The organism is Micromonospora sp. NPDC007271, assembly GCF_040634005.1.
Taxonomy (GTDB): domain Bacteria; phylum Actinomycetota; class Actinomycetes; order Mycobacteriales; family Micromonosporaceae; genus Micromonospora.
Window position 1 is genome coordinate 1 of sequence record NZ_JBEYER010000102.1, and the last position, 24,317, is coordinate 24,317.

Annotated in this window: 23 protein-coding genes and 1 pseudogene; 13 read left to right on the forward strand and 11 right to left on the reverse strand. The window is 73.3% G+C overall.

Features of this window, described 5'->3' with window-relative positions; translation table 11 throughout:
• The first annotated feature begins 139 nt into the window (after nucleotides 1-139).
• Nucleotides 140-984: pseudogene (locus ABZ570_RS27745) on the forward strand (GDSL-type esterase/lipase family protein).
• 79 nt (nucleotides 985-1,063) lie between these two features.
• Here the strand turns inward: ABZ570_RS27745 and ABZ570_RS27750 are convergent.
• On the reverse strand, nucleotides 1,064-1,813 hold the full coding sequence (locus ABZ570_RS27750) for an EcsC family protein (RefSeq protein WP_358069755.1): 750 nt from the start codon (nucleotides 1,811-1,813) through the stop codon (nucleotides 1,064-1,066).
• Between the two features lie 196 nt (nucleotides 1,814-2,009).
• Entirely contained in the window at nucleotides 2,010-2,939 is a 930-nt protein-coding gene (locus ABZ570_RS27755) for a peptidase M23 (protein WP_358069758.1), read from the reverse strand.
• Between the two features lie 426 nt (nucleotides 2,940-3,365).
• Here ABZ570_RS27755 and ABZ570_RS27760 point away from each other — a divergent pair, with 426 nt between their 5' ends.
• From ABZ570_RS27760 to ABZ570_RS27770, 3 genes are all read left to right on the forward strand, one after another.
• A complete protein-coding gene (locus tag ABZ570_RS27760) occupies nucleotides 3,366-4,286 on the forward strand; it encodes a PAC2 family protein (protein WP_358069761.1) in 921 nt (306 codons plus the stop codon).
• 196 nt (nucleotides 4,287-4,482) lie between these two features.
• Nucleotides 4,483-5,280: an exodeoxyribonuclease III gene (locus ABZ570_RS27765; protein ID WP_358069763.1), complete on the forward strand. Its 798-nt coding sequence runs from the start codon at nucleotides 4,483-4,485 to the stop codon at nucleotides 5,278-5,280.
• A 19-nt stretch (nucleotides 5,281-5,299) separates the two neighbouring features.
• Entirely contained in the window at nucleotides 5,300-5,620 is a 321-nt protein-coding gene (locus tag ABZ570_RS27770) for an antibiotic biosynthesis monooxygenase (RefSeq protein ID WP_358069766.1), read from the forward strand.
• Nucleotides 5,621-5,639: 19 nt separating this feature from the next.
• Here the strand turns inward: ABZ570_RS27770 and ABZ570_RS27775 are convergent, their stop codons facing one another.
• Entirely contained in the window at nucleotides 5,640-6,146 is a 507-nt protein-coding gene (locus tag ABZ570_RS27775) for a tetratricopeptide repeat protein (protein ID WP_358069769.1), read from the reverse strand.
• A gap of 114 nt (nucleotides 6,147-6,260) precedes the next feature.
• On the opposite strand from ABZ570_RS27775, the gene ABZ570_RS27780 reads away from it, so the two are divergent.
• Complete coding sequence (locus ABZ570_RS27780; RefSeq protein ID WP_358069772.1) at nucleotides 6,261-7,232, forward strand: DUF5937 family protein; 972 nt, start codon at nucleotides 6,261-6,263, stop codon at nucleotides 7,230-7,232.
• Here ABZ570_RS27780 and ABZ570_RS27785 read toward each other — a convergent pair.
• Nucleotides 7,226-7,537: a hypothetical protein gene (locus ABZ570_RS27785; RefSeq protein WP_358069775.1), complete on the reverse strand. Its 312-nt coding sequence runs from the start codon at nucleotides 7,535-7,537 to the stop codon at nucleotides 7,226-7,228. The genes ABZ570_RS27780 and ABZ570_RS27785 overlap by 7 nt on opposite strands.
• A gap of 26 nt (nucleotides 7,538-7,563) precedes the next feature.
• Between ABZ570_RS27785 and ABZ570_RS27790 the strand changes: the two genes are divergently transcribed.
• Together ABZ570_RS27790 and ABZ570_RS27795 are read left to right on the forward strand one after the other, a co-directional pair.
• On the forward strand, nucleotides 7,564-7,725 hold the full coding sequence (locus tag ABZ570_RS27790) for a hypothetical protein (RefSeq protein ID WP_358069778.1): 162 nt from the start codon (nucleotides 7,564-7,566) through the stop codon (nucleotides 7,723-7,725).
• Nucleotides 7,726-7,747: 22 nt separating this feature from the next.
• Nucleotides 7,748-8,053 (forward strand): hypothetical protein, encoded by a 306-nt coding sequence (locus ABZ570_RS27795; protein ID WP_358069781.1) that lies wholly within the window; start codon nucleotides 7,748-7,750, stop codon nucleotides 8,051-8,053.
• Nucleotides 8,054-8,173: 120 nt separating this feature from the next.
• Here the strand turns inward: ABZ570_RS27795 and ABZ570_RS27800 are convergent, their stop codons facing one another.
• Nucleotides 8,174-8,845 (reverse strand): class F sortase, encoded by a 672-nt coding sequence (locus tag ABZ570_RS27800; protein ID WP_358069784.1) that lies wholly within the window; start codon nucleotides 8,843-8,845, stop codon nucleotides 8,174-8,176.
• Between the two features lie 7 nt (nucleotides 8,846-8,852).
• The gene (locus ABZ570_RS27805) at nucleotides 8,853-9,524 is read right to left on the reverse strand and encodes a hypothetical protein (protein ID WP_358069787.1); all 672 of its coding nucleotides are present in this window, start codon (nucleotides 9,522-9,524) and stop codon (nucleotides 8,853-8,855) included.
• Nucleotides 9,525-9,768: 244 nt separating this feature from the next.
• Between ABZ570_RS27805 and trmB the strand changes: the two genes are divergently transcribed.
• The 4 genes from trmB (at nucleotide 9,769) to ABZ570_RS27825 (ending at nucleotide 14,911) form a co-directional block, all read left to right on the forward strand.
• On the forward strand, nucleotides 9,769-10,485 hold the full coding sequence (gene trmB / locus ABZ570_RS27810; RefSeq protein ID WP_358069790.1) for a tRNA (guanosine(46)-N7)-methyltransferase TrmB: 717 nt from the start codon (nucleotides 9,769-9,771) through the stop codon (nucleotides 10,483-10,485).
• An 88-nt stretch (nucleotides 10,486-10,573) separates the two neighbouring features.
• Nucleotides 10,574-13,078: a DUF3516 domain-containing protein gene (locus ABZ570_RS27815; protein ID WP_358069793.1), complete on the forward strand. Its 2,505-nt coding sequence runs from the start codon at nucleotides 10,574-10,576 to the stop codon at nucleotides 13,076-13,078.
• Nucleotides 13,079-13,134: 56 nt separating this feature from the next.
• Nucleotides 13,135-14,145: a CehA/McbA family metallohydrolase gene (locus ABZ570_RS27820; protein ID WP_358069796.1), complete on the forward strand. Its 1,011-nt coding sequence runs from the start codon at nucleotides 13,135-13,137 to the stop codon at nucleotides 14,143-14,145.
• 118 nt (nucleotides 14,146-14,263) lie between these two features.
• The gene (locus ABZ570_RS27825; protein ID WP_358069799.1) at nucleotides 14,264-14,911 is read left to right on the forward strand and encodes a hypothetical protein; all 648 of its coding nucleotides are present in this window, start codon (nucleotides 14,264-14,266) and stop codon (nucleotides 14,909-14,911) included.
• A gap of 120 nt (nucleotides 14,912-15,031) precedes the next feature.
• On the opposite strand, the gene ABZ570_RS27830 is transcribed toward ABZ570_RS27825, so the two are convergent.
• The 4 genes from ABZ570_RS27830 to ABZ570_RS27845 form a co-directional block, all read right to left on the reverse strand.
• A complete protein-coding gene (locus tag ABZ570_RS27830; RefSeq protein ID WP_358069802.1) occupies nucleotides 15,032-15,976 on the reverse strand; it encodes an iron-siderophore ABC transporter substrate-binding protein in 945 nt (314 codons plus the stop codon).
• A 36-nt stretch (nucleotides 15,977-16,012) separates the two neighbouring features.
• On the reverse strand, nucleotides 16,013-16,870 hold the full coding sequence (locus ABZ570_RS27835; protein WP_358069820.1) for an ABC transporter ATP-binding protein: 858 nt from the start codon (nucleotides 16,868-16,870) through the stop codon (nucleotides 16,013-16,015).
• Nucleotides 16,871-16,875: 5 nt separating this feature from the next.
• Nucleotides 16,876-17,931 (reverse strand): iron ABC transporter permease, encoded by a 1,056-nt coding sequence (locus tag ABZ570_RS27840; RefSeq protein ID WP_358069805.1) that lies wholly within the window; start codon nucleotides 17,929-17,931, stop codon nucleotides 16,876-16,878.
• A gap of 116 nt (nucleotides 17,932-18,047) precedes the next feature.
• Nucleotides 18,048-19,094, reverse strand: coding sequence for an iron ABC transporter permease (locus ABZ570_RS27845; protein ID WP_358069808.1), 1,047 nt, complete (start codon nucleotides 19,092-19,094; stop codon nucleotides 18,048-18,050).
• Between the two features lie 126 nt (nucleotides 19,095-19,220).
• Between ABZ570_RS27845 and ABZ570_RS27850 the strand changes: the two genes are divergently transcribed.
• Complete coding sequence (locus tag ABZ570_RS27850) at nucleotides 19,221-19,580, forward strand: YciI family protein (RefSeq protein ID WP_358069811.1); 360 nt, start codon at nucleotides 19,221-19,223, stop codon at nucleotides 19,578-19,580.
• On the opposite strand, the gene ABZ570_RS27855 is transcribed toward ABZ570_RS27850, so the two are convergent.
• Complete coding sequence (locus tag ABZ570_RS27855) at nucleotides 19,581-20,072, reverse strand: cytidine deaminase (RefSeq protein ID WP_358069814.1); 492 nt, start codon at nucleotides 20,070-20,072, stop codon at nucleotides 19,581-19,583.
• A gap of 144 nt (nucleotides 20,073-20,216) precedes the next feature.
• Here ABZ570_RS27855 and hrpA point away from each other — a divergent pair, with 144 nt between their 5' ends.
• The gene (hrpA, locus tag ABZ570_RS27860) at nucleotides 20,217-24,212 is read left to right on the forward strand and encodes an ATP-dependent RNA helicase HrpA (protein ID WP_358069817.1); all 3,996 of its coding nucleotides are present in this window, start codon (nucleotides 20,217-20,219) and stop codon (nucleotides 24,210-24,212) included.
• Nucleotides 24,213-24,317: the final 105 nt, after the last annotated feature.

Below are 24,317 nucleotides of genomic sequence, written 5' to 3' on the forward strand. Positions count from 1 at the left end.
CGACCGGCGGCAACAGGCCCGCTCCGCCTACATCGGACTGTTCCGCAAGCCCGGCCGGGCGGGGTGGGGTTGGGGGTTCTGGGGGTGGGGGTGGGGTGGTTAGGGTCGGTGTGGTGGTGGTGGGGTGGGCGGGGGTGGGATGCCGCGACGTTGGGTTGCCGCGCTGGCCTGCCTGGCGGCGCTGATCGCGCTGGCCTGCGACGGGGCCGGCTCCGCGCGCCCCCGGCCGTCGGGCTCCGCGCGCCCGGGCAGCCCGGCGGTGATGACCGCCCTGGGCGACTCGATCACCACCGGCTTCGGCTCGTGCCTGGTGCTGGTCAGCTGCGAGCGCAACTCCTGGTCCACCGGCGACGGCATCCGGGTCCGCAGCCACTATCGCCGCCTGCGTGAGCTGGCCCCGCAACTGCGGGCGTACGACCGGGCGACGCCGGGGGCCCGGGCGGCCGGGCTCGCCGAGCAGGCCCGCGCGGCGGTACGCGACAAGGCGGACTATGTCACGGTGCTGATCGGCGCGAACGACGCCTGCCGCGACGACGTCGACGCGATGACCCCGGTGGCCACTTTCCGGAGGCAGGTCGACGCCGGTCTGCGGGTGCTGCGGGAGGGACGACCGAAGGCCCGGGTGCTGGTGGTGAGCATTCCTGACCTGTACCGCCTCTGGGAGCTCGGGCACACCGAGCCCCGGGCCGTACGCGCCTGGTCGCACGGTGTCTGCCCGGCCCTGCTGGCCGACGCGGCGTCGACCACGCCGGCCGCCGTGGCCCGGCGGGCCCGGTTCCGGGACCGCATCGACGCCTACGACGACCAGCTCCGCGCCGCCTGCCGGGCGTACGGGTCCCGTTGCCGCTGGGACGGGGCGCGGCGCACCGGGCCCGGTTCAGCCTGGACGACGTGAACCCCCTCGACTGGTTTCACCCCAACGCCGCCGGGCAGGGCCGGCTCGCCGAGGTGACCTGGGCTCCGGCCGGCTGGGCCACCGACTGAGCCCCGGTTGGTTCGGGACCGATCCGACCGCCAGCGACCCGGTGATCATGAGGCGGGCGGGGCGGGAGCGCGGCGTGGGTCAGGGATGGCGCTGGCCGGGCAGGTGACCGCGGTCGCCACGGTAGAGCTGCCGGGCCCGGTCGGCGAGGTCCCGGGTGGCCGAGGAGTTGGCCCAGGTGCCGAGGATGATGGCGGCACCCGGGACCGCCTTGGCGGCGACCCGCTTCGCCGCACGCACCCCGGCCATCCGGGCCAGCCGGAAGCCGAGCTGCAGCATCACCCTGCCGAGCGGCCGCTCCCCGGCCATGCCGAACAGCGCGCCGGCCCGCTCCCGCCCGGCGGCCACGCCGAGGGCGAGCCGGGCGCTCTCGGCGACCTTGTGCACCTTCTGCAGCACGAGCAGGTCGGTGGCCCGGTCGGGCTCGACCGGGTCGACACCGTACGCGGCGGCCACGTGCAGCACCAGCCGGGCCTGGGTCCACGCCAGCACGCCCACGTCGATCACCGCTCCGGGAAGCCCGGCCGCGCCGGACACCGCGCCGGAGAGCCGTGCCTGGTTGACGAACTTGCGGACCGTCTGGTCGGCCAGTTCGTCGGCGGTGACCCCGGGGCGCAGCGCCCGCTCCCGGGCAACCCACCGCGCCGCCTCCGGCCCGAGCCGGCGTACCGCCTCCAGGGCCAGGTGCTCCGGGGCGTACTGCGGGTCGTCCCGCATCCGGTCCCACAGCGTGGCGGGCGGCGCCTCAGGCACGGCGGGCGGCGGCGCCTCGGGCACGGCCGACGGCGCGGGCGCGGTGGACTCGCGGTCGACGGGTGCGGGGTCGGTCACGAGCGGCTCCCGATGGTCGCGCTACCGGCCGTCCGGTGGGTCAGCGACGGCTGGCCCACCCGACGGCGCGCTCCCTCAGCCGGCGCTCGTGACATGGCGTCCTCCGTCCGCGGTCCCCGGTCAATGTGTACCCGGGGCCGGCAACTCTCCGGTACCCGGGGGCCACCGCCGGGCAAGTCTCCACAGTGGCCGCCGGTCAGCTGAGGATCGCGTTGACGACCTCTGTGGCCCGCCACTCGTGCTGGGCATACGCCCAGGGGAACGCGGAAATCTGTACGGCCTGCGCGGCATCGGTGAGCGCCATGTTCTGCCAGCCGGGAATCTGCTCCAGGGCGGTGAGGAACTGCCTCGTGGCGTACGCGGGCTTCATCAGGTCGCCCACCGCGCCCCAGCCGCTGCTGGGTCGCTGCTGGAACAGCCCCACCGAGTCGTGGTCCCAGCCGATGGCCTGGTGCGGGTAGTTCTGCGACTCGGGCAGCACGCCGCTGGCGTAGTTGTAGAGGTTGCTCTCCTGCATGGCGGTGGCCACCGCGATGACCAGGCCGCGGCGCGGTACGCCCATGTCTCGGCCGGTTCGCACGATCGTCGTGGCGTTGTCCATCTGGTCCCGGTCGAGCCCGGCCACCGGGGCGATCCGCGTCGGCTTGGGCTTCGGCTTGGGCTTCGGCTTCGCGGCCGGCGTGGACTTCGCGGTCGGCGTGGGCTTCGCCGTCGGGGTCGAGGTGGCGGCCGGGGTGGCGCTCGACGTCGTCGGGGCGGGTGCCTGCCGGGCCGTGCCGCGGGAGGCGGCGTCGGCGGTCGCCCGCTCGGCGACCTCCTGAGCCGATGCGGGGGTGGCCGGGTCGTCGGCCGCGCCGGTGGCGACCTGGCTGACTCCGATCAGGCCGAGGCAGCAGAGGGCGCCGCTGGCGACCGCCATCCTGCTGCGACCGGGCTGGGCGGCGAGGGGGTTGGCGAGGAGGTTAGCGAGGCCGCCGAGGCGGGTACGGAGGGATCCCAGGGAGAAGCGCCGGGGGATGGTCGGCTCCGCGGAACCGGCTGACCGAACGGTGGAAGAGATATCGTCCGAACGGTCAGCCGATCCGCCGAGGCCGTACTGGTCGTCGAGGGTGCCGTCGTCACGCATTCGACGAGGCTAAGGGGCAGAAACCCTGGTAACCGAGGGTGAGCAGGTGGCTCTGGCCACAGTTTCCGGCCCTCAGACCGGATGCCGCACCACACCTCGGACCAAGGTGGATGGATCCTCGCGAAACGGTCGAACCTCCGGACCGTGTGGAGGCTTGCCCCCCGAGGCAGGAACCTCACCGCCCTCCGACGATCGGCCGATGATCGACAAACTCGCACTTTCGGCCGATGTTGGCATCCCCCTACTGTCGGAAGTTGCCGGCAAGATCAGCCGATTCGCCCCGGTCGGCGCAGCGGCGAGGCCGAATCGTGATCATCCTCCGGCCTGTAACGGAATGGACCACGGCGGCCGGTACGTTGGCCCGGACGGGGAGGCCGTGCCGGCACGGCCCCGCCCGGACGCGCGTTCCCAGGGAGGTCTCCACCGGTGCTCGACCCACACGAGCTCTACGAACTCACCGACGATCTGCCCGACCTCGGGCAACCGGTGCTCATCCAGGCGCTCACCGGCTTCGTCGACGCCGGCAACGCCACCCGGCTGGCCCGGGAGCAGCTGCTCACCTCCCTCGATGCGCGGCCGATCGCCCGCTTCGACATCGACCAGCTCTTCGACTACCGCTCCCGCCGGCCGATGATGACCTTCGCCGAGGACCACTGGGCCGACTACGACGCCCCGGCGCTGGAGCTGCACCTGCTGCGCGACGACGACCAGACCCCGTTCCTGCTGCTCACCGGCCCCGAGCCGGACCTGCAGTGGGAGCGTTTCGTGGCCGCGGTCGCCGGCCTGGCCACCCGGCTCGGCGTCAGGCTCACCGTCGGCCTCAACTCGATCCCGATGGCGGTGCCGCACACCCGACCCAGCGGCGTCACCGCGCACGCGACCCGCCGCGAGCTCATCGCCGGCCACGAGCCGTGGCTCCAGCGGGTCCAGGTGCCCGGCAGCGTCGGCCACCTGCTGGAGTACCGCCTCGGCGAGCAGGGCCGCGACGCCCTCGGCTTCGCGGCGCACGTGCCGCACTACGTGGCCCAGACCGAGTACCCGGCCGCCGCCGAGGCGCTGCTCGCCGCGGTGTCGCGCAGCACCGGGCTGCTGCTGCCCGGGGACGGCCTGCGCTCCGCAGCCGAGGTGGTGCGACTGGAGATCGACCGCCAGGTCGCCCAGACCGAGGAGGCCGTCACCCTGGTCCAGGCCTTGGAGGAGCAGTACGACGCGTTCGCCCGCGGGCGCGGCGAGAAGAACCTGCTCGCCGCCGAGAGCGGGCCCCTGCCCACCGCCGACGAGCTCGGCGCCGAGCTGGAACGCTTCCTCGCCGAGCAGACCCGCCCGGGCGACACCCCGGAACGCTGACCACCCGACCAGCGCCGGCCCGGCCGACAGTCTGGAACGCTGACCGCAGCGCCAGCCCGGGCGGCACTCCGGAACGCTGACGCCGGACCGGGCCAGCCGGCTCCCCGCGACGGCACGCGGTCCGGCTCGCTGAAGCGGAGCGACACCCTGCTGCGCCGATGCGGCGGGGCGGCCGGTGATGCGGCAGGCTGGAGACATGCGCCTGGCGACCTGGAACGTCAACTCGGTGAAGGCCCGCCTGCCCCGGCTGCTGGACTGGCTGGCCACCACGAAGCCCGACGTCGTCTGCCTGCAGGAGACCAAGTGCCCCGACGGGGCGTTTCCGGTCGCCGAGGTGGGCGCGCTGGGCTACGAGGCGGCCAGCCACAGCGACGGCCGGTGGAACGGGGTGGCCGTCCTGTCCCGGGTCGGGCTGGCCGACGTGGCGGTCGGCTTCCCCGGCGAGCCGGGCTTTCCCCTGCCCGAGGCCCGGGCCATCTCGGCGACCTGCGACGGGCTGCGGGTCTGGTCGGTGTACGTGCCGAACGGCCGCTCCCCCGACGACCCGCACTACGTGTACAAGCTGGCCTGGCTAACTGCGCTGCGCGACGCGCTGGAGCCGGAGCTGGCCACCGGGTCGCCGCTGGCGGTGTGCGGGGACTTCAACGTGGCCCCCACCGACGCCGACGTCTGGGACCCGGCGCTCTTCGTCACCTCCACCCACGTCACCCCGGCCGAGCGGGCCGCCCTGGCCGCGCTGCGCGACCTCGGGCTCAGCGACGTCGTGCCCACCCCGATGAAGGGCCCACACCCGTACACGTACTGGGACTACCGGGCCGGCATGTTCCACCAGAACAAGGGCATGCGGATCGACCTGGTCTACGCCTCCGCGCCGTTCGCCCGCGCGGTCCGCTCCGCGTACGTGGATCGGGAGGCCCGCAAGGGCAAGGCCCCCTCGGACCACGCTCCGATCGTGGTGGACGCCGACCTGGTGCCGGCCGTCGAGGCGTTCTGAACCCCGTAGGGTGGGACGCATGGCAGTCGTGAAGATCAACGCGATCGGTGTCCCGCCGGGCGCGGGCGAGGAGCTGGAGAAGCGGTTCGCGGCCCGCGCCGGCGCGGTGGAGAACTCGCCTGGTTTCCTCGGCTTCGAGCTGCTCCGCCCGGTGGCCGGGGAGAGCCGCTACTTCGTCTACACAAAGTGGGAGTCGGAGGAGGCTTACCAGGCGTGGGCGCAGGGGCCCTCCCGGGCCGCACACGCCGGCGGCGAGGGCGGCGAGCCCCGCAAGCCGGTCGCCACCGGGGCCACGCTGCTGGAGTTCGACGTGGTCCAGCAGGTGCCCGGCAGGGGCTGACCAGCGTTGGTCCGGCGAATCAGTCGGACTCGACCAGGAGCCGGGCGTAGTTGGCCATCGAGCGCTGATAACGCGGCAGGTGCTTGGCGAGCGCACCGAGGGCGACCGACACCGCCTCCCGCTCCCGGCCGACGCTGGTCAGAGCCAGCGCGAGCGTCGCGCTGACCGCGTCGTCGAGCTCGTCGGAGCCGCGCTCCCGCTCCTCGGTCAGCAGCCGGACGCTCTCCTCGGGCTGCCCGGTGTTCCGCAGCGAGCTGGACATCTGGATCACTGAGCGCCGCCGGCGGATACCGTCGATCCCCAGCTCCAGCGCCTTGCGATAGAGCGGAACCGCCTTGTCCGAATGGCCGGTCGAGTCCCAGGCGCAGGCCCGCTCGAACGCGGCCACCGGATGATCCGGCCCCAACTCGTCGGCGAGGGCGCCGACCCGCTCGCGGAACTCCTCTTCGTCCCAGTCGTCGGGCGCGGCGTTGAAGGCCGCCCACAGGTCCGCGCTGCGCTGCTCCCAGTCGGCAGTCGGGTTCATCTCGTCCTCCCCATGATCGTTCGTTCTGACGGGAGAACTCTGCGATCGCTGGTACCGTGGCCGCCACTGATTCGGCACTGGCCGAATCTCTTCCTCGTCCGGAAGGTGGTGCGGATGGCGGTCACGCTGCGGTTCAGCCCTGCCGACCTGCGGCGCTGCCGCTTCGCCATCTCACCGATGCTCGAGACGCTGTCCGCGGTGCGCCTGCTCTCCCCACGCGAGGGCGTCGGCCCGCACCGCCGTTGGCTCGACACCGTCGACCCGCGGGCACTCGACCTGCGGCCGATCGCCCTGCTCCAGCCGCGTCGCGGCTACACCCCCGACTTCCTCTCGCCGCCTCCGGTCAGCCCACACGCCCGGTTCGAGGACGAGCTCGCGGCCGTGGCGGCCACCGACCTTGATCGGGTACGCGCGGAGCTGCGACGGTCGCTGGTGGACACCCCGGGGGCGGCCGAGTCGGCGGCCGGACGGCTTCTGCTGGGCGACCCGGCTGTCGCGCTCCAGGCGCTGGTCGCACTCGTGAGGCAGGCGTGGGAGGTCCTGGTCGCACCGGTCTGGCCGCAGGTACGCGGGCTGCTCGACGCCGATGTGGGCTTCCAGACCCGACGCCTCGCCGAAGGCGGCCTGGACCGGTTGTTCGCCGAACTGCATCCACGCCTGCGCTGGAACAACGGCGTGCTGACCCGCGAGTACGGCGACGACGAGCACCGCGACCTGCGCGGCGAGGGGCTCGTCCTGGTGCCCAGCGCGTTCAAGTGGGATCAGGTCGTCGTCATCGTGGACCCACCGTGGCAGCCCACATTGATCTATCCGGCGCGCGGGCTCGGCACGCTCTGGCAGCCCCTGTCCGCCGATCGGCACGCGGCGCTGGGCCGGCTGATCGGCAAGACCCGGGCTTTGCTGCTGCTCAGCCTCGACGAGCCGGCCAGCACGACGACGCTGGCCCACCGCCACGCGCTGGCAGCCGGGACGGTCTCCGAGCATTTGTCGGTGCTGCGCGACGCCGGGTTCGTCGCCGGGGAACGACACCGGCACGAGATCCGCTATCGGCGTACACCGCTCGGCGCGGCCGTGCTCCGTCAATGATTCCTGACACGCTCGTCCAGTGCGCCCCCGGCCGCCGCGAGCCGGAACGGGTCGAGCACGACGACGGCGCCGGGCTCGGTGCGTACGGCGCCCGCCGCGGCGAGCACCCGCAGAGCCCGGTTGACGGTGACCCGGGACGGGCCCGGGGTGGCCGGCCGGGAGGCGGCGACGCGGATCCGGGCCCGGCGGTCACGGTTCACCTGCGCGGCGACGTGCCGCAACACGTGGTCCCGCACGGCGGGCAGTTCGTGCAGGAGTTCGCGCAGCGCCTCGGCGGGCAGCAGCCGGATGCGGCAGGCGTGCACCGCGGTTGCACGCGCAGGGACAACTGGTGGCGGCCGGCCCCTGGCCGGACGACTCCGGCGCGCTGCTCGTCTTCCACGGCGACGCGGCGGCCGTACGCGAGATCATGGCGGCCGACCCGTACTACGCCACCGCGGGGGTGGCGGTCGTGTCGCTGCGCCCGTGGCAGCCGGTGGTCGGCGGCGGTTGACCGGTCACGGCATGATGCGGACATGATCCGCTCGTCGGTACCCAGGCGCATCCTCGTCTGGCTGGTCGGCTCGGCCGCGGTTGGGCTGCTGATCGCGCTGCCCGACTCCGGGCCCCGGCTCTTCTCGTTCAGCCGGACGCACGGGCCCTCGCTGGTGGATCTCCTCGGGATGGTCGTCGCGGTGGTCGCGTGGCTGCCGGTCGTCTGGCTGATCTGGCGGCACCGGTCGGCCCTGCGCGACCCCGCCGGCCGGCTTTCGGCGGGCCTGGCGGTGGCCGGCGTCATCCTGCTGACCGTCACGATCCGTGGCGACCTCGGGCTGTGGTAGCTGCTTCCGGTGGTGCTGCTGGTCGCCGGGCGACTGCTCGCGCTGGTCACGATCGCCCGGCCGTCCGTGGGCAGCGCTGCCGCCGGCCGGGCACCAGGCCCGTGAAGGCGGGCTGAGCGATCAGGGTGCCCCGGTGTCGGCCAGGGACGCGAAGGCGATGACGTTGTCCTCGTAGCCGGTCCGCCCGCCGACCCACTCGCCGCCGCAGGTGATCAGGCGCAGCCCGGGTGGACCCTGGTCGCCGTAGACCCGGTCGGCGGGGAGGTGGGTCTTGTCGAAGTACTCGACGGTGTCGACCGTGAAGGCCACGACGCTCCGGTCCGCCCGGGTCACCTCGATCCGGTCCCCGGGCTTGAGCTCACCGAGGCGGTAGAAGACCGCCGGACCGCGCTTGGTGTCGACGTGCCCGACGATGATCGCCCGGCCCGGTTCGCCGGGCACCGGACCCCGGTCGTACCAGCCGGTCTGGTCGTGCTGGCTCAGTGGCGGCACGTCGATCGAGCCGTCCTTCGCCTGGCCGACGGGCATGATCGGCGCGGTCACCTCGATCGCCGGCACGGAGAGGGTCACCGGGCGGCTCGCCGGCTGCGACGCCCGGGCGGGTTCGTCCGCGCCCGACGTCGAGCCGGTGGCGTCCACCCAGTCGAACGGCCCGGCGGTCCGGCCCAGCCCGGCCCCGGTGGCGAAGATCCCGACCAGCACGAGCACCACGGCCAGCGGGGCCGACCAGGGACGACGCCCCCGGGCGCGGGCGGCCCCGGTGGACGCTCGGGGAACGGAGCCGACGGCCATGGCGGGCTCAGCGGCGGGCGGTGCCACGGACGGTCCGAGGTCGACGTGCCGCCGTGACGCCGACCACGGCACCGGCCACGATCAGGGCCAGGCCGCCCGGCACCAGCAGGTTGCCGAGGCCGCTCCCGGCGGTGCCGCCGAAGCCGGTCGCCGGCCCGCGGCTGGGCGGCGCGGCGGTGCGGCTGGGCGCGGCCTTGACGACCTGGAGCATCGTCGAGGCGGTCTGCCCGCTCGGGCACTCCAGCTTGACCCGGTAGTTGCCCGGTCGGGTGCGCTCCTTGACCATCGGCGAGGCGGTGAGCAACCCGCGCTGCGGCTGCACCTGGATCCGGCCGAAGGCGTCGGAGGCCACGATCGCCGGCACCGAGTTCTCCCGGCAACTGGCCCGGATGCCGACCAGGAAACCGACTTCCACCGTGCTCGGGGTGACCTCGACGAAGATCAGGTCGTTGGGCGGCTGCGGCTGACCCTGACCCGGTGGACCGGGCACCGGCTCGGCGGCGGCCAGCACGGCGGTGAGCGGTGCGGCAGCGAGCGGTGGGACTGTGGCCGGCTCGGCGGCGGGTGCGACTACGGCCAGCGCGGCGGGCGGGCCGGCCAGGGCGGGCGCCGCCGCCGGCAGCGGGGCGGTGCACGTGGCGGCCGCGATCAGCAGCGCCGCGCGTCGCGTGACTGACACCATGCCCCCTCTCGGGCTCCGGCCACTCCAGCTCGGCGCGGATGACGCCGCGCCGCGACCTGGAGCCGTCGCCGACAACCGCGAGCCCGACGCGTCGGACACCGCGCCCCGCGACCGGGAGCCGTCGCGTCGGCGGTGCCAGGCGGCGGACCGCCCGTGCTGTTGCCTTTCGGGATGAATCCTCTCACCCTCGGTCGTACATCACATCCGTTCCGCGGCAACGGTCGCGTACGCTCGGGTCGCTGTGACCGCCACCGACCAGAACCCCGCGCCCCCGGCCCACTCCGCCCGCATCCGCACCTTCCATCCGCGTCGCGGCCGGATGACCGACCGGCAGCGCGACGCGCTGACCCGGCTCTGGTCCGCGTACGGCCTGGAGATCGCCGACCTCGACGGACCGTGCGATCCGGCGGCGCTGTTCGGGCGGCGGGCGCCGCTGGTGCTGGAGATCGGTTCCGGCATGGGCGACGCCACCGCCACCATGGCGGCGGCCGACCCGGACCGACATTATCTGGCGGTAGAGGTGCATACGCCGGGAATTGCCAACCTGCTCGACCTGGTCGACCGGCACGGGCTGACCAACGTCCGGGTGGCCAAGGGCGACGCGTTGGACCTGGTCCGGGCGATGCCGGAGGGGTCGCTGGAGGCGGTGCACGTCTTCTTCCCCGATCCCTGGCCGAAGGCCCGCCACCACAAGCGTCGGATCATCCAGCCCGTGCACGTGGCGCTGCTGCGCTCCCGGCTGGCGCCCGGCGGGACGCTGCACTGCGCCACCGACTGGGCCGAGTACGCCGAGTCGATGCGCGCGACGCTGACCGCCGACCCGGAGCTGGTCGACGTGCACGGCGACTACGCGCCCCGCCCGGCGCACCGCCCGGTGACCAAGTTCGAGCGCCGCGCCCTCACCGCCGGCCGCTCCGTCTTCGACCTCATCCACGTGAAAGGAAGGGCCCCTTCTTAACGCCCGGCGAGGTAAAGGGGCCCCTTCTTAACACCTTGGGTGGCCCGGTTGGCGCGGCGGGGCATGATCCAGGCACCATGGACGCGCTATGACCCTCACCGCCGCGCTGCCGAAGAGCGCCGACCCCGACACCCTCTACGACGCGTTCGCCGGCTGGGCGTCCGAGCGCGGCCTCGACCTCTACCCCCACCAGGAGGAGGCGGTCATCGAGATCGTCTCCGGGGCGAACGTGATCATGAATACGCCGACCGGCTCCGGCAAGAGCCTGGTCGCCGTCGCCGCGCACTTCGCCGCCCTGGCCGACGACCGGACCACCTTCTACACCGCGCCGATCAAGGCCCTGGTGTCGGAGAAGTTCTTCGCGCTCTGTGAGGTCTTCGGCGCGGAGAACGTCGGCATGCTCACCGGCGACGCCAGCGTCAACGCCGACGCCCCGATCATCTGCTGCACCGCCGAGATCCTGGCCAACCTGGCGCTGCGGGAGGGCGCGCGGGCCGACGTCGGCCAGGTGATCATGGACGAGTTCCACTTCTACGCCGAGCCGGACCGGGGCTGGGCCTGGCAGGTGCCGCTGATCGAGCTGCCCCAGGCGCAGTTCATCCTGATGTCCGCCACCCTCGGCGACACCACCCGCTTCGTCGACGACCTGACCCGGCGCACCGGTCGGCCGACCGCCGTCGTCCGCTCGGCCGAGCGGCCGGTCCCGCTCCTCTTCTCGTACGCGATGACCCCGCTGCACGAGACCCTCGAGGAGCTGCTGGAGACGAAGCAGGCCCCGGTGTACGTCGTGCACTTCACGCAGGCCGCCGCGCTGGAACGGGCCCAGGCGCTGATGAGCGTCAACGTCTGTACCCGCGCCGAGAAGGACCTGATCGCGAGCGCGATCGGGGGGTTCCGCTTCACGTCGGGCTTCGGCAAGACCCTGTCCCGGCTGGTCCGGCACGGCATCGGCGTGCACCACGCCGGCATGCTGCCCAAGTACCGCCGCCTGGTGGAGACCCTGGCCCAGGCCGGGCTGCTCAAGGTCATCTGCGGCACCGACACCCTCGGCGTCGGCATCAACGTGCCGATCCGCACCGTGCTCTTCACCGGCCTGAGCAAGTACGACGGGACGCGGACCCGGCTGCTCAAGGCCCGCGAGTTCCACCAGATCGCCGGCCGGGCCGGGCGGGCCGGCTTCGACACCCTCGGCCGGGTCGTGGTGCAGGCCCCCGAGCACGTCATCGAGAACGAGAAGGCCCTCGCCAAGGCCGGCGACGACCCGAAGAAGCGGCGCAAGGTGGTCAGGAAGAAGCCGCCGGAGGGATCCATCGGGTGGGGGAAGCCCACGTTCGATCGCCTCGTCGAGGCCGAGCCGGAGCCGTTGACCTCCAGCTTCCAGGTCAGCCACTCCATGCTGCTCAACGTCATCGGCCGGCCCGGCGACGCGTTCGCCTCGATGCGCCACCTGCTCACCGACAACCACGAGGACCGGGCTGCCCAGCGGCGGCACATCCGCCGGGCCATCGCCATCTACCGGGCGCTACGGGCCGGCGGGGTGGTCGAGGAGCTGCCGGAGCCCGACGAGCAGGGCCGGCGGGTGCGGCTCACCGTCGACCTCCAGCTCGACTTCGCGCTCAACCAGCCGCTGTCGCCGCTCGCCCTGGCCACCGTCGAGCTGCTCGACCGGGAGTCCCCCGCGTACGCCCTCGACGTGCTGTCGGTGATCGAGTCGATCCTCGACGACCCGCGCCAGGTGCTCTCCGCGCAGCAGTTCAAGGCCCGCGGCGAGGCGGTCGCCGCGATGAAGGCCGAGGGCATCGAGTACGAGGCGCGCCTCGAGCTGCTCGACGAGGTGACCTGGCCCAAGCCCCTGGCCGAGCTGCTGGAGTCCGCGTACGAGATGTACCGGCAGGGGCACCCGTGGGTCGCCGACCACCAGCTCTCCCCCAAGTCGGTGGTCCGCGACATGTACGAGCGGGCCATGACCTTCCCCGAGTACGTCCAGTTCTACGGCCTGTCCCGGTCGGAGGGCCTCGTCCTGCGCTACCTCGCCGACGCGTACAAGACGCTGCGGCAGACCGTGCCCGAGGACGCCAAGACCGAGGAGCTGGTCGACCTCATCGAGTGGCTGGGCGAGCTGGTCCGGCAGGTCGACTCCAGCCTGATCGACGAGTGGGAGCGGCTGCGCAACCCGTCCGACGTCGAGGAGGTGGCCGCCTCGCTGGAAGACCGGCCGCCGGCGGTCACCCGCAACGCCCGGGCGTTCCGGGTGCTGGTCCGCAACGCGCTGTTCCGCCGGGTCGAACTGGCCGCCCTGCGCCGCTGGGATCTCCTCGGCGAGCTGGACGCCGAACACGGCTGGGGCGCCGACGCGTGGGCCGACGCGCTGGAGCCGTACTTCGAGGCGTACTACGAGATCGGGGTCGGTCCGGACGCCCGCGGGCCGGCGCTGCTCATGATCGAGCAGGGCCGGGAGCGGTGGGCCGTACGCCAGATCCTCGACGATCCGGAGGGTGACCACGACTGGGGCATCAGCGCCGAGGTCGACCTCGCGGCCTCCGACGAGGTGGGCGCGGCCGTCGTCCGGATCACCGACGTCGGCCAGCTGTAGCGGACAGCCCTCCGTCGGGGCGGCGCCGGGCACGGTCGCCTCGGTAGCGTGCCGGGATGGTCAGGGATGACGAGATCCCTTCGCCGGAGTTCCCGCCGAGGCGGGTGGCCGGCCGAGGGCCCGGCTGGTACCGCGGCGACTGCCACGTGCACTCGTCGCGCTCGGTTGGCGGGGAGCTGACGCCGGCGCAGCTCGCGGTGGCCGCCCGCGCGGCAGGGCTCGACTTCCTCGCGGTCACCGAGCACAACACCTGCGACACGCACGCCGACTGGGCCCAACCGGCCGGCGACGACCTGCTGGTGGTCCTCGGCCAGGAGGTCACCACCCGGGCCGGGCACTGGCTGGCGCTCGGCGTCCCTGCCGGGCAGGTGGTCGAGTGGCGGTACGGCGTCCGCGACGACGTGATCGAGGGGCAGCTGGACCAGGTGCATCGCGCCGGCGGGTTGTGTGTGGCGGCCCACCCGCAGGCGCCCTACCCCTCCGGCGTCTTCATGTACCCCTATCAGGAGTTCGACGTCGTCGAGGTGTGGAACGGACAGTGGCGCTCGGACCTGCCGTGGAACGCCGACAACGAGGCGGCGCTGGCCGAGTGGGGCCGGACCTTGGCCTTCGACATCCACCGAGGCCGGTGGCGGCCGGCGATGGGCAACAGCGACACCCACCTCGCGGGCCAGCTCGGCGTACCGCACACCGTCGTCTTCGCCGAGGAGCTGAGCGTGGACGCGGTCCTCGCCGGCATCCGAGCGGGCCGGAGCTGGATAGCCGGATCGGCCGAGATCCAGCTCTCGCTGGCCGTCTCCGCCGGTGACCGCAGCGCCGGGGTCGGTGAGCGGCTGGCGACCGAGGACGAGCCGGTAATGGTCCGGGTGGACGTGAGCGGCGCCCCGGGCGGCACGGTCAGCTTCCACACCGACCGGGGCACCACGCATCGCCAGTCCCTGCCGGAAGCCGGGGCGGCGGCCGTGACCTGGCACACCAGGGCGGCGGAATCCCTGTTCGTCCGGGTCGAGGTACGCCACTCCGACGGGCACATGGCGGCCCTCACCAACCCGGTGATCCTCGCCTGAATGTTTCTTCCGCGGGCCGTCCGGGATGTCCGGGCGGCCCCTTTCGTTCCCTGGGCGATGTCAGCCCCGTCGATTAGAATGTATGTACTAATCGCGCCACTGACCTGGGAGGATGCCCGTGACCGCGCCCACCTCCACCGCCCCGCTCACCCCCTACGCCACCCTCCTCGGATTCACCCGGTACGTGGACCGCACCGGGCCCACCAAGGCCACCTTCGTCGGGGGCCTGCGCAAGCAGCGGGCGAGCCGGCACGGCTTCAACCCGCACGGCCAGTTCGTCAAGGCGCTCAAGGCCGATGTCGCCTTCCACACCGGCGGCACCCACCTGGCCCAGGTCGCCGACGTGGTCAAGCCGCGCTGGCGCCCGCTCTACGAGGCCCTCGTCCCGGGCGCGACCACGTGGCTGCGTTCCCTCGGCGACCCGGCCGGCGTCGACCTGGCGCAGACCCGGGACGCCCTGGCCATGCTGGGCGACCTGCCCGTAAAGATCAACCCGCACTTCGGCGTCCGGTACGCCGACGGCCACGCCGAGGCGATCCGCCTGCACTTCGACGAGGCCCCGCCGAGCGAGGAGGCCACCCTGGCCACCCTGCACCTGATGGCCCGGCACATGGACGCGGTCCTCCCGCACGCCGAGCCGGTCCTGGTCGACGTCCGCCGTGGCGAGGCCCACCGCATGCCCGCCGACATCAAGCCCGACCAGGTCGAGCAGTGGCTGGCCGGCGAGGCCGCCGCCTTCCGCGCCATCTGGTCCACCGCCGCCTGACAGAGCCACCAGCGCAACGTCGGGGGAAGCTGCTGCCTCCACGAATGCCGAGGCAGCAGGTTCCCCGAAGGCGCGCGGATCTTGACGGGTGCCCACCGGGGCGGCACCGGGGGCGCGCGGTCAGGCGGAGAGGTACTTGTCGAGGTCGTCGAGGATCTTGTTGGCGGCGGTGACGCCGATGCCGGTCATCCACGTCTCGTCGGAGACGACGTGCGCCTTGCCCGCCTTCACCGCGGACAGGCCCTGCCAGAGGCTGCCGGCGGTGACCTTGGCCTGCTCGGCGGCGGCCTTCTCGCCGTACGCGGCCACGAAGATGACGTCGCCGTCGACCTCGTTGACCCGCTCGGGGCTGACCACGTCGAAGCGCTTGTCCGCCTTGCCGTCGAGGCGCTGCCGGGCGGGACGGCCCAGGCCGGTGTCGCCGATCACGATGCCGGAGAACGACTCCGGACCGTACACCCGGATGTTGCCGGGGATGAAGCGCACGATCGAGATTTCGCGCGATGCCGCGTCGCCGAGCGCGGCACCGAAGTCCTTGGCCCGCTTCTCGTAGGCGGCGAGCAGGTCACGGGCCTGCTGCTCCCTGCCGAGGGCCGCGCCGTCGAGGAGGAAGTTCTCCTTCCAGGTGACGCCCACCTTCTCGGTGAAGACGGTCGGCGCGATGGCCGACAGTTCGTCGTAGAACTTCTCCTGGCGGAACTTGCTGCCGAGGATCAGGTCGGGCTTGAGCGCGTTGATCGCCTCCAGGTCGGGCTCGGTGAGGACCCCGACCTCCTTGATGCCGGCGAGCTTCTCCGCGCCGAAGTACGTGGGCCAGCTCTTCGCCTCGCCCGCGGTCGCCGCGCCGACCGGCGTGACGCCGAGCGAGAGCGCGGTGTCGATCTTGTCGGTGTCGAGCACCACCACGCGCTTCGGCTCGGCGGGCACCTTGGTGGTGCCCATCGCGTGGGTGATCTCCCGGGTCTCCCCGGTGGCCGCGCCAGGGACGGGATCGCTCTTCCCACAGGCGGTGAGGCCGACGCCGAGGGCGAGGGCCGCGGTGAGGGCGGCGGCGAGACGACGCATCAGGGTCCTTTCGTTGCGGTACGGGTCGACGGCCACTCAGGCGTCGCCGACGGAGGAGCCGGCCGGGGCCGGCATGGCAGCTGGCACAGCGGCCGAATCGGCCTCGGGAACGGCCGAGGTGTGGGTGCGGGCGGGCACGATGAGGGGGGCGCCGGTGACCGGGCAGGGCACGACCACGCAGTCGAGGCCGAAGACCTCCCGGACCAGGTCGGCGGTGAGGATCTCGCGAGGTGGCCCGGCCGCGACCACCGCGCCGGCCCGCATGGCGACCAGGTGGTCGGCGTACCGGGCGGCCTGGTTGAGGTCGTGCAGCACGGCGACGACCGTCCGACCCCGCTCGGTCCGCAGCCGGTGCAGCAGGTCCAGCACCTCCACCTGGTGGGCGAGGTCGAGGAAGGTGGTCGGCTCGTCCAGCAGCAGCGCCTCGGTGTCCTGGGCCAGGGTCATGGCGATCCAGACCCGCTGCCGCTGCCCGCCGGAGAGGGTGTCCACCGGCCGGTCGGCGAGCCCGGCGACGTCGGCGAGGGCCATGGCCCGGTCGACGGCTTGGCCGTCCTCGGTCGACCACTGCCGCCACCAGCGCTGGTACGGCTGCCGGCCCCGCCCGACCAGATCCGCCACGGTGATCCCCTCGGGCACGAGCGGGCTCTGCGGCAGCACGCCGAGACGGCGGGCCACCTCGCGGGTGGGCAGGTCCCGGATCGCCGCGCCGTCGAGCAGCACCCTGCCGCGGCGCGGGGTGAGCAGCCGGGCCATGGTGCGCAGCAGGGTCGACTTGCCACAGGCGTTCGGGCCGACGATGACGGTGAACGCGTCGGCAGGCAGGTCGAGGTCCAGCCCGTCCAGGACCGTGCGACCGTCGTAGCCGACCACCAGGTCGCGGGTGGACAACATCGCGGTCACGACCGCCTCCCTCGGGTACGCAGGAGCAGGAACATCAGGTACGGCCCGCCGATCGCGGCGGTGAGCACGCCAGCCGGCAGTTGGGTGGGAGCGAACAGGCGGCGGCCGGCGAGGTCGGCCAGCACCAGCAGCAGCGCCCCGAGCAGTGCCGCGCAGAGCAGCGGCGGCCGCTCCGCCCGGACCAGCCGGCGGGCCACCTGCGGGGCGACCAGGGCGACGAAGTCCACCGCGCCGACCTGGGCGGTGACCGTGGCGGCGGCCAGCACGCCGGTGGCGGCCAGACCGATCCGCCGCGCCACCGGCCGCAGCCCGATGCCCCGGGCGGTGTCGTCGTCCAGCGGGGCGCTGCGCAGCGCCCAGCCGGCCCAGGCCAGCACGGGCAGCAGCAGGGCGAGCGTGCCGCCGACCCAGGCCGCCTCGGTCCACCCCTTGCCGGCCAGGGTGCCGATCAGCCAGACCTGGGCGCGCAGCCCGTCGATCGGGTCGGCGGTGAGCATGACCACCTCGATCAGCGCGCGGAACGCGAACGCCACCGCCACGCCGGCCAGGACGAACCGCTGCGCCGCCAGCCCGTGCCGGGCGCCGAGGGCGAAGACCAGAACCGCGGCGACCAGGCCGCCGAGCAGCGCGGCCGGGGCCACCAGGACGGCGGCCGCGCCGCCGGTGAGGGCCACCGTCGCGGCCAGCCCGGCGCCCTGGGTCACGCCGATGACGTCGGGGCTGGCCAGAGGGTTGCGGGCGACACTCTGGATCAGCGTGCCGGCCACACCGAAGGCGGCCCCGGCCAGCGCCGCGAGCACCGCGCGGGGCAGTCGCAGGTCGAGCACCACGAGGTCGTACGGGGTTCCGGCCCCGGAGAGCGCGCGCAGCACATCGACCGGGGCGACGTACGGGGTGCCGAGCGAGAGACTGAGCACGACCGCACCGACAAGCAGCAGCCCCAACCCGGCAGCGACGAGCACTCCCCGCCGCCGAACCTGCACAGCGACCGCCCCCACCCGCACCACCGCCCGCCCCCCCGGCAGCAGCACGCCCTCCCTAACCACCCTCACGCGACCCTCCAAACACGGCGATCTTGCACTTTCGGCCAGTAATCCGAGGCATACGCCCGCTTTGCCCGGACACCAACTGCAAGATCGCCGGGGCGGGGTGGGGGGTGGGGTGGGGGTCATGGGGTGGGGAGGCGGGTGCGGTGGATTAGGAGGGCTAGGAGGGGGGCGCCCAGGAGGGCGGTGACGATGCCTGCTGGGACCTCACCGGGCGGGGCGACGAGCCGGCCGACGATGTCGGCGGTGAGCAGCAGGGCCGGGCCGAGCAGACCGGCGACCAGCAGGGTCCACCGGTGGTCGGCGCCGACCAGGGCCCGGGCCAGGTGGGGCACGGCCAGCCCGACGAAGGCGATCGGACCGGCCGCGGCGACGGCGGCACCGGTGAGCAGCACGCCGGCGGCACCGGCGCCGAGGCGGACCAGGGCGATCCGGTGACCCAGGCCGCGGGCGACGTCGTCGCCGAGGGCGAGCGCGTCGAGGCCCCGGGCGACCAGGGCGGCCAGCACGGCCCCGGCGAGGACGAACGGGAGCACCTGCCCGGCGACGCCGACATCCCGGCCGGTCAGGCCGCCGACCACCCAGAACCGGTACTCCTCGAAGGTGCGCGCATCGATGCTGAGCAGCGCGTACACGATGGCGCCGAGACTGGCGTCGAGGGCCGCGCCGACCAGCGCGAGGGTGACCGGGCTGGCGCCCTCGCGGGTGCGGTTGGCGACCGCGAAGACCAGCAGGCCGGCGAGGAGCGCACCGCCGACACCGAACCAGACGTACCCGGTGAGGGTGCCGACCCCGAAGACGGCGATGGCCAGCACCACGCCGACGGAGGCGCCGGCGCTGACACCGAGGATGCGCGGCTCGGCGAGCGGGTTGCGGGTGACGGCCTGGAAGAGCACCCCGGCGAGCGCCAGCGCGAGCCCGACGACCAACCCCAGGGCGGTACGCGGCAGACGCAACTCCCGGACGATGGTGCTGGCGTCCCCGCCGTCCGGGGCGGTGAGCGCGGCCCACACCGCGTCAGCGGGGAGCGGGCGACTGCCGAGCGCCAGGCTGGCCAGCAGCGCGACGGCGAGCAGGAGCGCCGCCGCCAGGGTGACCGCGACGCGGCGGCCGACGCGGCGACGGCCCGGGGTGTCGGCCCGGACGGTCCGGACGGCGACGGCGGTCACGGATGTCCCACCCCTCTCGCTTAGGTTCGCCTTACCTTAGCGAAGCAGGTTAGGCCTGCCTAACCTGGGGTGGTCGATCTCCCCGAGCGGGGCAACGTGCCACATTTCGCCCCTACGCTGAGGGGCATGCGATTCGACCAGCACACCGTCGTCCTCCTGGTGCGCCCCGACGCCCCGCCAGAACTGCCCAGGGACGCGGCCGACCGGTTGCAGGGCGCGCACCTGGCCCACCAGGCCGGGCTGGTGGAGCAGGGGGCCGTACTCGCCGCCGGCCCGTTCCTCGGCGGCGACGACGACCGGATCCGCGGCTTCGCGGTGCTCTCGGTGGACCCGCAGATGGCCCGCGAGCTCTACGCCAACGATCCTGCCGTGCGCTCCGGGCAGCTGGTCGCCCGGGTGATGAGCTGGCTGGTGCCGGAGGGTGTGCTCCGGTTCGAGTCGGTTCCGGTGCCCACGTCCATGCTGGAGCTGGCGTCCGGCGACTGATCAGTCCTCCGCGGCCTGGCGGCTGCTCGGCACCACCGGCATCGGCCACACGCCGGTACGCGGCACCGCCGGCACCTCCACCTGGTGGTCCGACCAGGCGTACGTCTCGGGCAGCAGGTCGGCCACCGGGACCGCGCGCAGCGCGTCCATCGGGCCGACGATCACCTTGATCGAAGGGAAGTAGTCGAGGAGCACCTGCCGGCAGCGGCCGCACGGCGGAATGACCCCCCGGCCGCGGTCCCCCACCGCGACGATGGCCTCCAGATCGCCGGCGCCCTGGGTGGCCGCGGCCCCGATCGCCACCACCTCGGCGCACGGACCGCCGGTGAAGTGGTAGACGTTGACGCCGGTGAACACCCGGCCGTCGGTGGTCCGCGCGGCGGCGGCCACCGTGTGGTTGTCGCTACGGCACCGCAGCTTGGCGACGGCCGTGGCGGCCTGCACCAGCGCCCGGTCGATGTCCCGCATGATCCGTCCCGTCCCGTCGTCCACCCCGGTCGGCGGCAACTCTAGTCCGACGACCCGCCTGATCAGGGACGGCACGCGCGGGACGTGGTCGAGGCCGCCTGGCGCCGCCGCCCGGCGGTGGTAACCCAGGGGCGCTGCGTCCGGCGGCTGCCTATCCTTGGCGACGACATGCAGAATCCAGCCTCACCCGCCGCACCCGAGACGGCCCGCGACCTGCACCGCCGTCTCTTCCCTCTGATGTTCCGCGACCAGCGCCGGCTCCAGCGGCGGCTGGACGGGGTGCGGAAGCTGCGCGACCCGCAGCGGCGCGAGTCGGCGCTCGCCGAGATCGCCGCCGAGGTGGCCCGGGCCGAGGCGCGGCTGGCAGACCGCCGGGCCGCGGTGCCGGCGATCACCTACCCGGCACAGCTGCCGGTCAGCGAGCGCAAGGACGACATCGCCGCCGCCATCCGCGACCACCAGGTGGTGATCGTGGCCGGCGAGACCGGCTCCGGCAAGACCACCCAGCTGCCCAAGATCTGCCTGGAGCTGGGCCGCGGGATCAACGGGCTGATCGGGCACACCCAGCCCCGCCGGCTCGCCGCGCGTACGGTGGCGGACCGGATCGCCGAGGAGCTCGGCACCGAACTGGGCGGCGTCGTCGGCTACAAGGTGCGCTTCACTGACCAGGTCAGCGAGCAGAGCCTGGTCAAGCTGATGACCGACGGCATCCTGCTGGCCGAGTTGCAGACCGACCGGATGCTGCGCCAGTACGACACGCTGATCATCGACGAGGCGCACGAGCGCAGCCTCAACATCGACTTCATCCTGGGCTACCTCAGGCAGCTCCTCCCCCGCCGACCCGACCTCAAGGTGGTCATCACCTCGGCGACCATCGAGACCGACCGCTTCGCCCGGCACTTCGCCGACGCCGAGGGCAACCCCGCCCCGGTCGTCGAGGTGTCCGGGCGGACGTACCCGGTGGAGGTGCGCTACCGGCCACTGGTCGAGGTGACCGAGGCCGAGGAGGAGAACGAGGCGGACGAGGAGAACGTCCGGGACCAGATCCAGGCCATCGGCGACGCGGTCGAGGAACTGGCCGCCGAGGGGCCGGGCGACGTCCTGGTCTTCCTCAGCGGCGAGCGGGAGATCCGGGACACCGCGGAGGCGCTCGGCAAGCTGGTGCAGAAGAAGCGGTCCCTGCTGGGCACCGAGATCCTCCCGCTGTACGCCCGACTCTCCACCGCCGAGCAGCACCGGGTCTTCGCCCCGCACACCGGGCGTCGGGTGGTGCTCGCCACCAACGTCGCGGAGACCTCGCTGACCGTCCCCGGCATCAAGTACGTGGTGGACCCGGGCACCGCCCGGATCTCCCGCTACTCCAGCCGGCTCAAGGTGCAGCGACTGCCGATCGAGCCGATCTCGCAGGCCTCGGCCAACCAGCGCAAGGGCCGCTGCGGCCGTACCTCGGACGGCATCTGCATCCGCCTCTACGACGAGCAGGACTTCGAGTCCCGGCCCGAGTTCACCGACCCGGAGATCCTGCGGACCAACCTCGCCTCGGTCATCCTCCAGATGACCTCGATCGGGCTCGGCGACATCGGCGCGTTCCCGTTCATCGACCCGCCGGACCGGCGCAACATCACCGACGGCGTCAATCTGCTGCACGAGTTGGGCGCGCTCGACCCGGCCGAGACCGACCCGGCAAAGCGGCTCACCCCGCTGGGCCGGCGGCTCGCCCAGCTCCCCGTCGACCCCCGGCTGGCCCGGATGGCCCTCGAGGGCGAGCGGAACGGCTGCGCCACCGAGGTGATCGTGATCGCCGCCGCGCTGTCGATCCAGGACCCGCGCGAACGGCCGGCGGAGAAGCAGGCCCAGGCCGACCAGGCGCACGCCCGGTTCGCCGACAAGGAGTCGGACTTCGTCGCGTACCTGAACCTGTGGCGGTACCTGCGCGAGCAGCAGCGCGCCCTCTCGTCCAGCGCGTTCCGCCGGATGTGCAAGGCGGAGTACCTCAACTACCTGCGGGTCCGCGAGTGGCAGGACATCGTCAGCCAGCTGCGCCAGGTGCTGCGTACCGCGGAAAAGGGTGACGGCCGGCGCGGGGCCGGCGCGGACCTGCCGGAGGAGATCGACACCCCGAAGGTGCACCAGTCCCTGCTGCCCGGCCTGCTCTCCCATCTCGGGCTCAAGGACACGCAGAAGCACGAGTACCTGGGCGCGCGCGGGGCAAAGTTCGCCATCTTCCCGGGCTCGGCGCTGTTCAAGAAGCCGCCGCGCTGGGTGATGGCCGCCGAGCTGGTGGAGACCTCCCGGCTCTGGGGCCGGGTCGCCGGCCGGGTCGAGCCCGAGTGGGTCGAGCCGCTCGCCCAGCACCTGGTCAAGCGCAGCTACAGCGAGCCGCACTGGGAGAAACGGCAGGCCGCGGTGATGGCCTACGAGAAGGTCACCCTGTACGGCATCCCGATCGTCACCTCCCGCAAGGTCAACTTCGGCCGGATCGACCCCGCGCTGAGCCGGGAGCTGTTCATCCGGCACGCCCTGGTCGAGGGCGACTGGCAGACCCACCACCAGTTCTGGACGGACAACCAGCGGCTCCTCACCGAGGTGGAGGAGCTGGAGAACCGGGCCCGGCGCCGGGACATCCTGGTCGACGACGAGACCATCTTCCAGTTCTACGACGAGCGGATCCCCGCCGACGTGGTCTCCGGCCGGCACTTCGACTCGTGGTGGAAGAAGACCCGCCGGGAGCGGCCCGACCTGCTCACCTTCACCCGCGACCTGCTGATCAACTCCGGTCGGGGCGGCGTGGACGAGGCGGACTACCCGGACGAGTGGCGGGCCGACGGGGTGGCCCTGCCGCTGACCTACACCTTCGACCCGGGCACCCCGACCGACGGGGTCACCGTGGACATCCCGCTGCCACTGCTCAACCAGGTGCCGGCGGAGAGCTTCGACTGGCAGGTGCCCGGGCTGCGCGAGGAGCTGGTCATCGCGCTGATCCGGTCGCTGCCCAAGGCGATCCGGCGCAACTTCGTCCCGGTGCCCGACTACGCCCGGGCGGCCCTGGCCGCGATCACCCCCGGCGCGGAGCCGCTGCTCGACGCGCTCAGCCGGCAGCTGCGCCGGATGACCGGGGTGACCGTGCCGCCGGAGGCCTGGGATCTGGGCAAGCTCCCACCGCACCTGCGGGTCTCCTTCCGGGTACTCGGCGAGGACGACAAGCCGGTCGCCGAGGGCAAGGACCTGCCGGCCCTGCAACGCCGGCTCCGCCAGGAGGTACGCCAGGTCGTCGCCGCCGCCGCGCCCGAGGTCGCCCGGACGGGCCTTCGTGAGTGGAGCATCGGAGATCTTCCTCGCACCATCGAACAGGTCCGCGCCGGGTACGCGGTGACCGCGTACCCGGCCCTGGTGGACGAGGGCGCCACGGTCGGGGTGAAGGTGTTCGACTCCCCGGCCGAGCAGGAGGCCGCGCACTGGGCCGGCACCCGGCGGCTGCTCCGGCTGACCCTGCCGTCCCCGGCGAAGTTCCTCCAGGGGCGCCTCTCCAACGAGGCCAAGCTGGCGCTCAGCCGCAACCCGCACGGCGGGGTGCAGGCGTTGATCGAGGACGCGACCGGCGCGGCGATCGACAAGCTGATGATGGACGCGGGCGGCCCGGCCTGGGACGCCGAGGGCTTCGCCGCGCTGCGCGACAAGGTCCGCGCCGACCTGGTCGACACGGTGGTCGAGGTGATGGACCGAGTGCGGCAGGTGCTCGCCGCCACGTATGCGGTGGAGCAGCGGCTCGGCGCGACGAAGAACCTGGCCGTGGTGGCCGCCCTGGCCGACATCCGCAACCAGCTCGGCGGCCTGGTGCACAAGGGCTTCATCACCGAGGCCGGGTACGCCCGCCTGCCCGACCTGCTGCGCTACCTCACCGCGATCGAGCGCCGGCTGGACCGGCTGCCCGGCAACCCGCAGCGGGACAAGCAGCAGCAGGACCGGATCGCCGTGGTGCAGCGGGAGTACCAGGACCTGCTGACCGCCCTGCCGCCCGCGAAGCGGCAGGCTGCGGCCGTCCGGCAGATCCGCTGGATGATCGAGGAGCTCCGGGTCAACGTCTTCGCCCAGGCCCTCGGCACCCCCTACCCCGTCTCCGAACAACGCATCTACCGAGCCATGGACAACGCCGAATCCCCCTGACCCCTCCCTCCCCCGCGCCCTCCCCACGCCCCTCCCCCGCCCCCCTCCGCGCTGCTCACCGAGCTGGGCCTGGAGTCGTTCACGGCTGTGCGGCTGCGGCGCCGG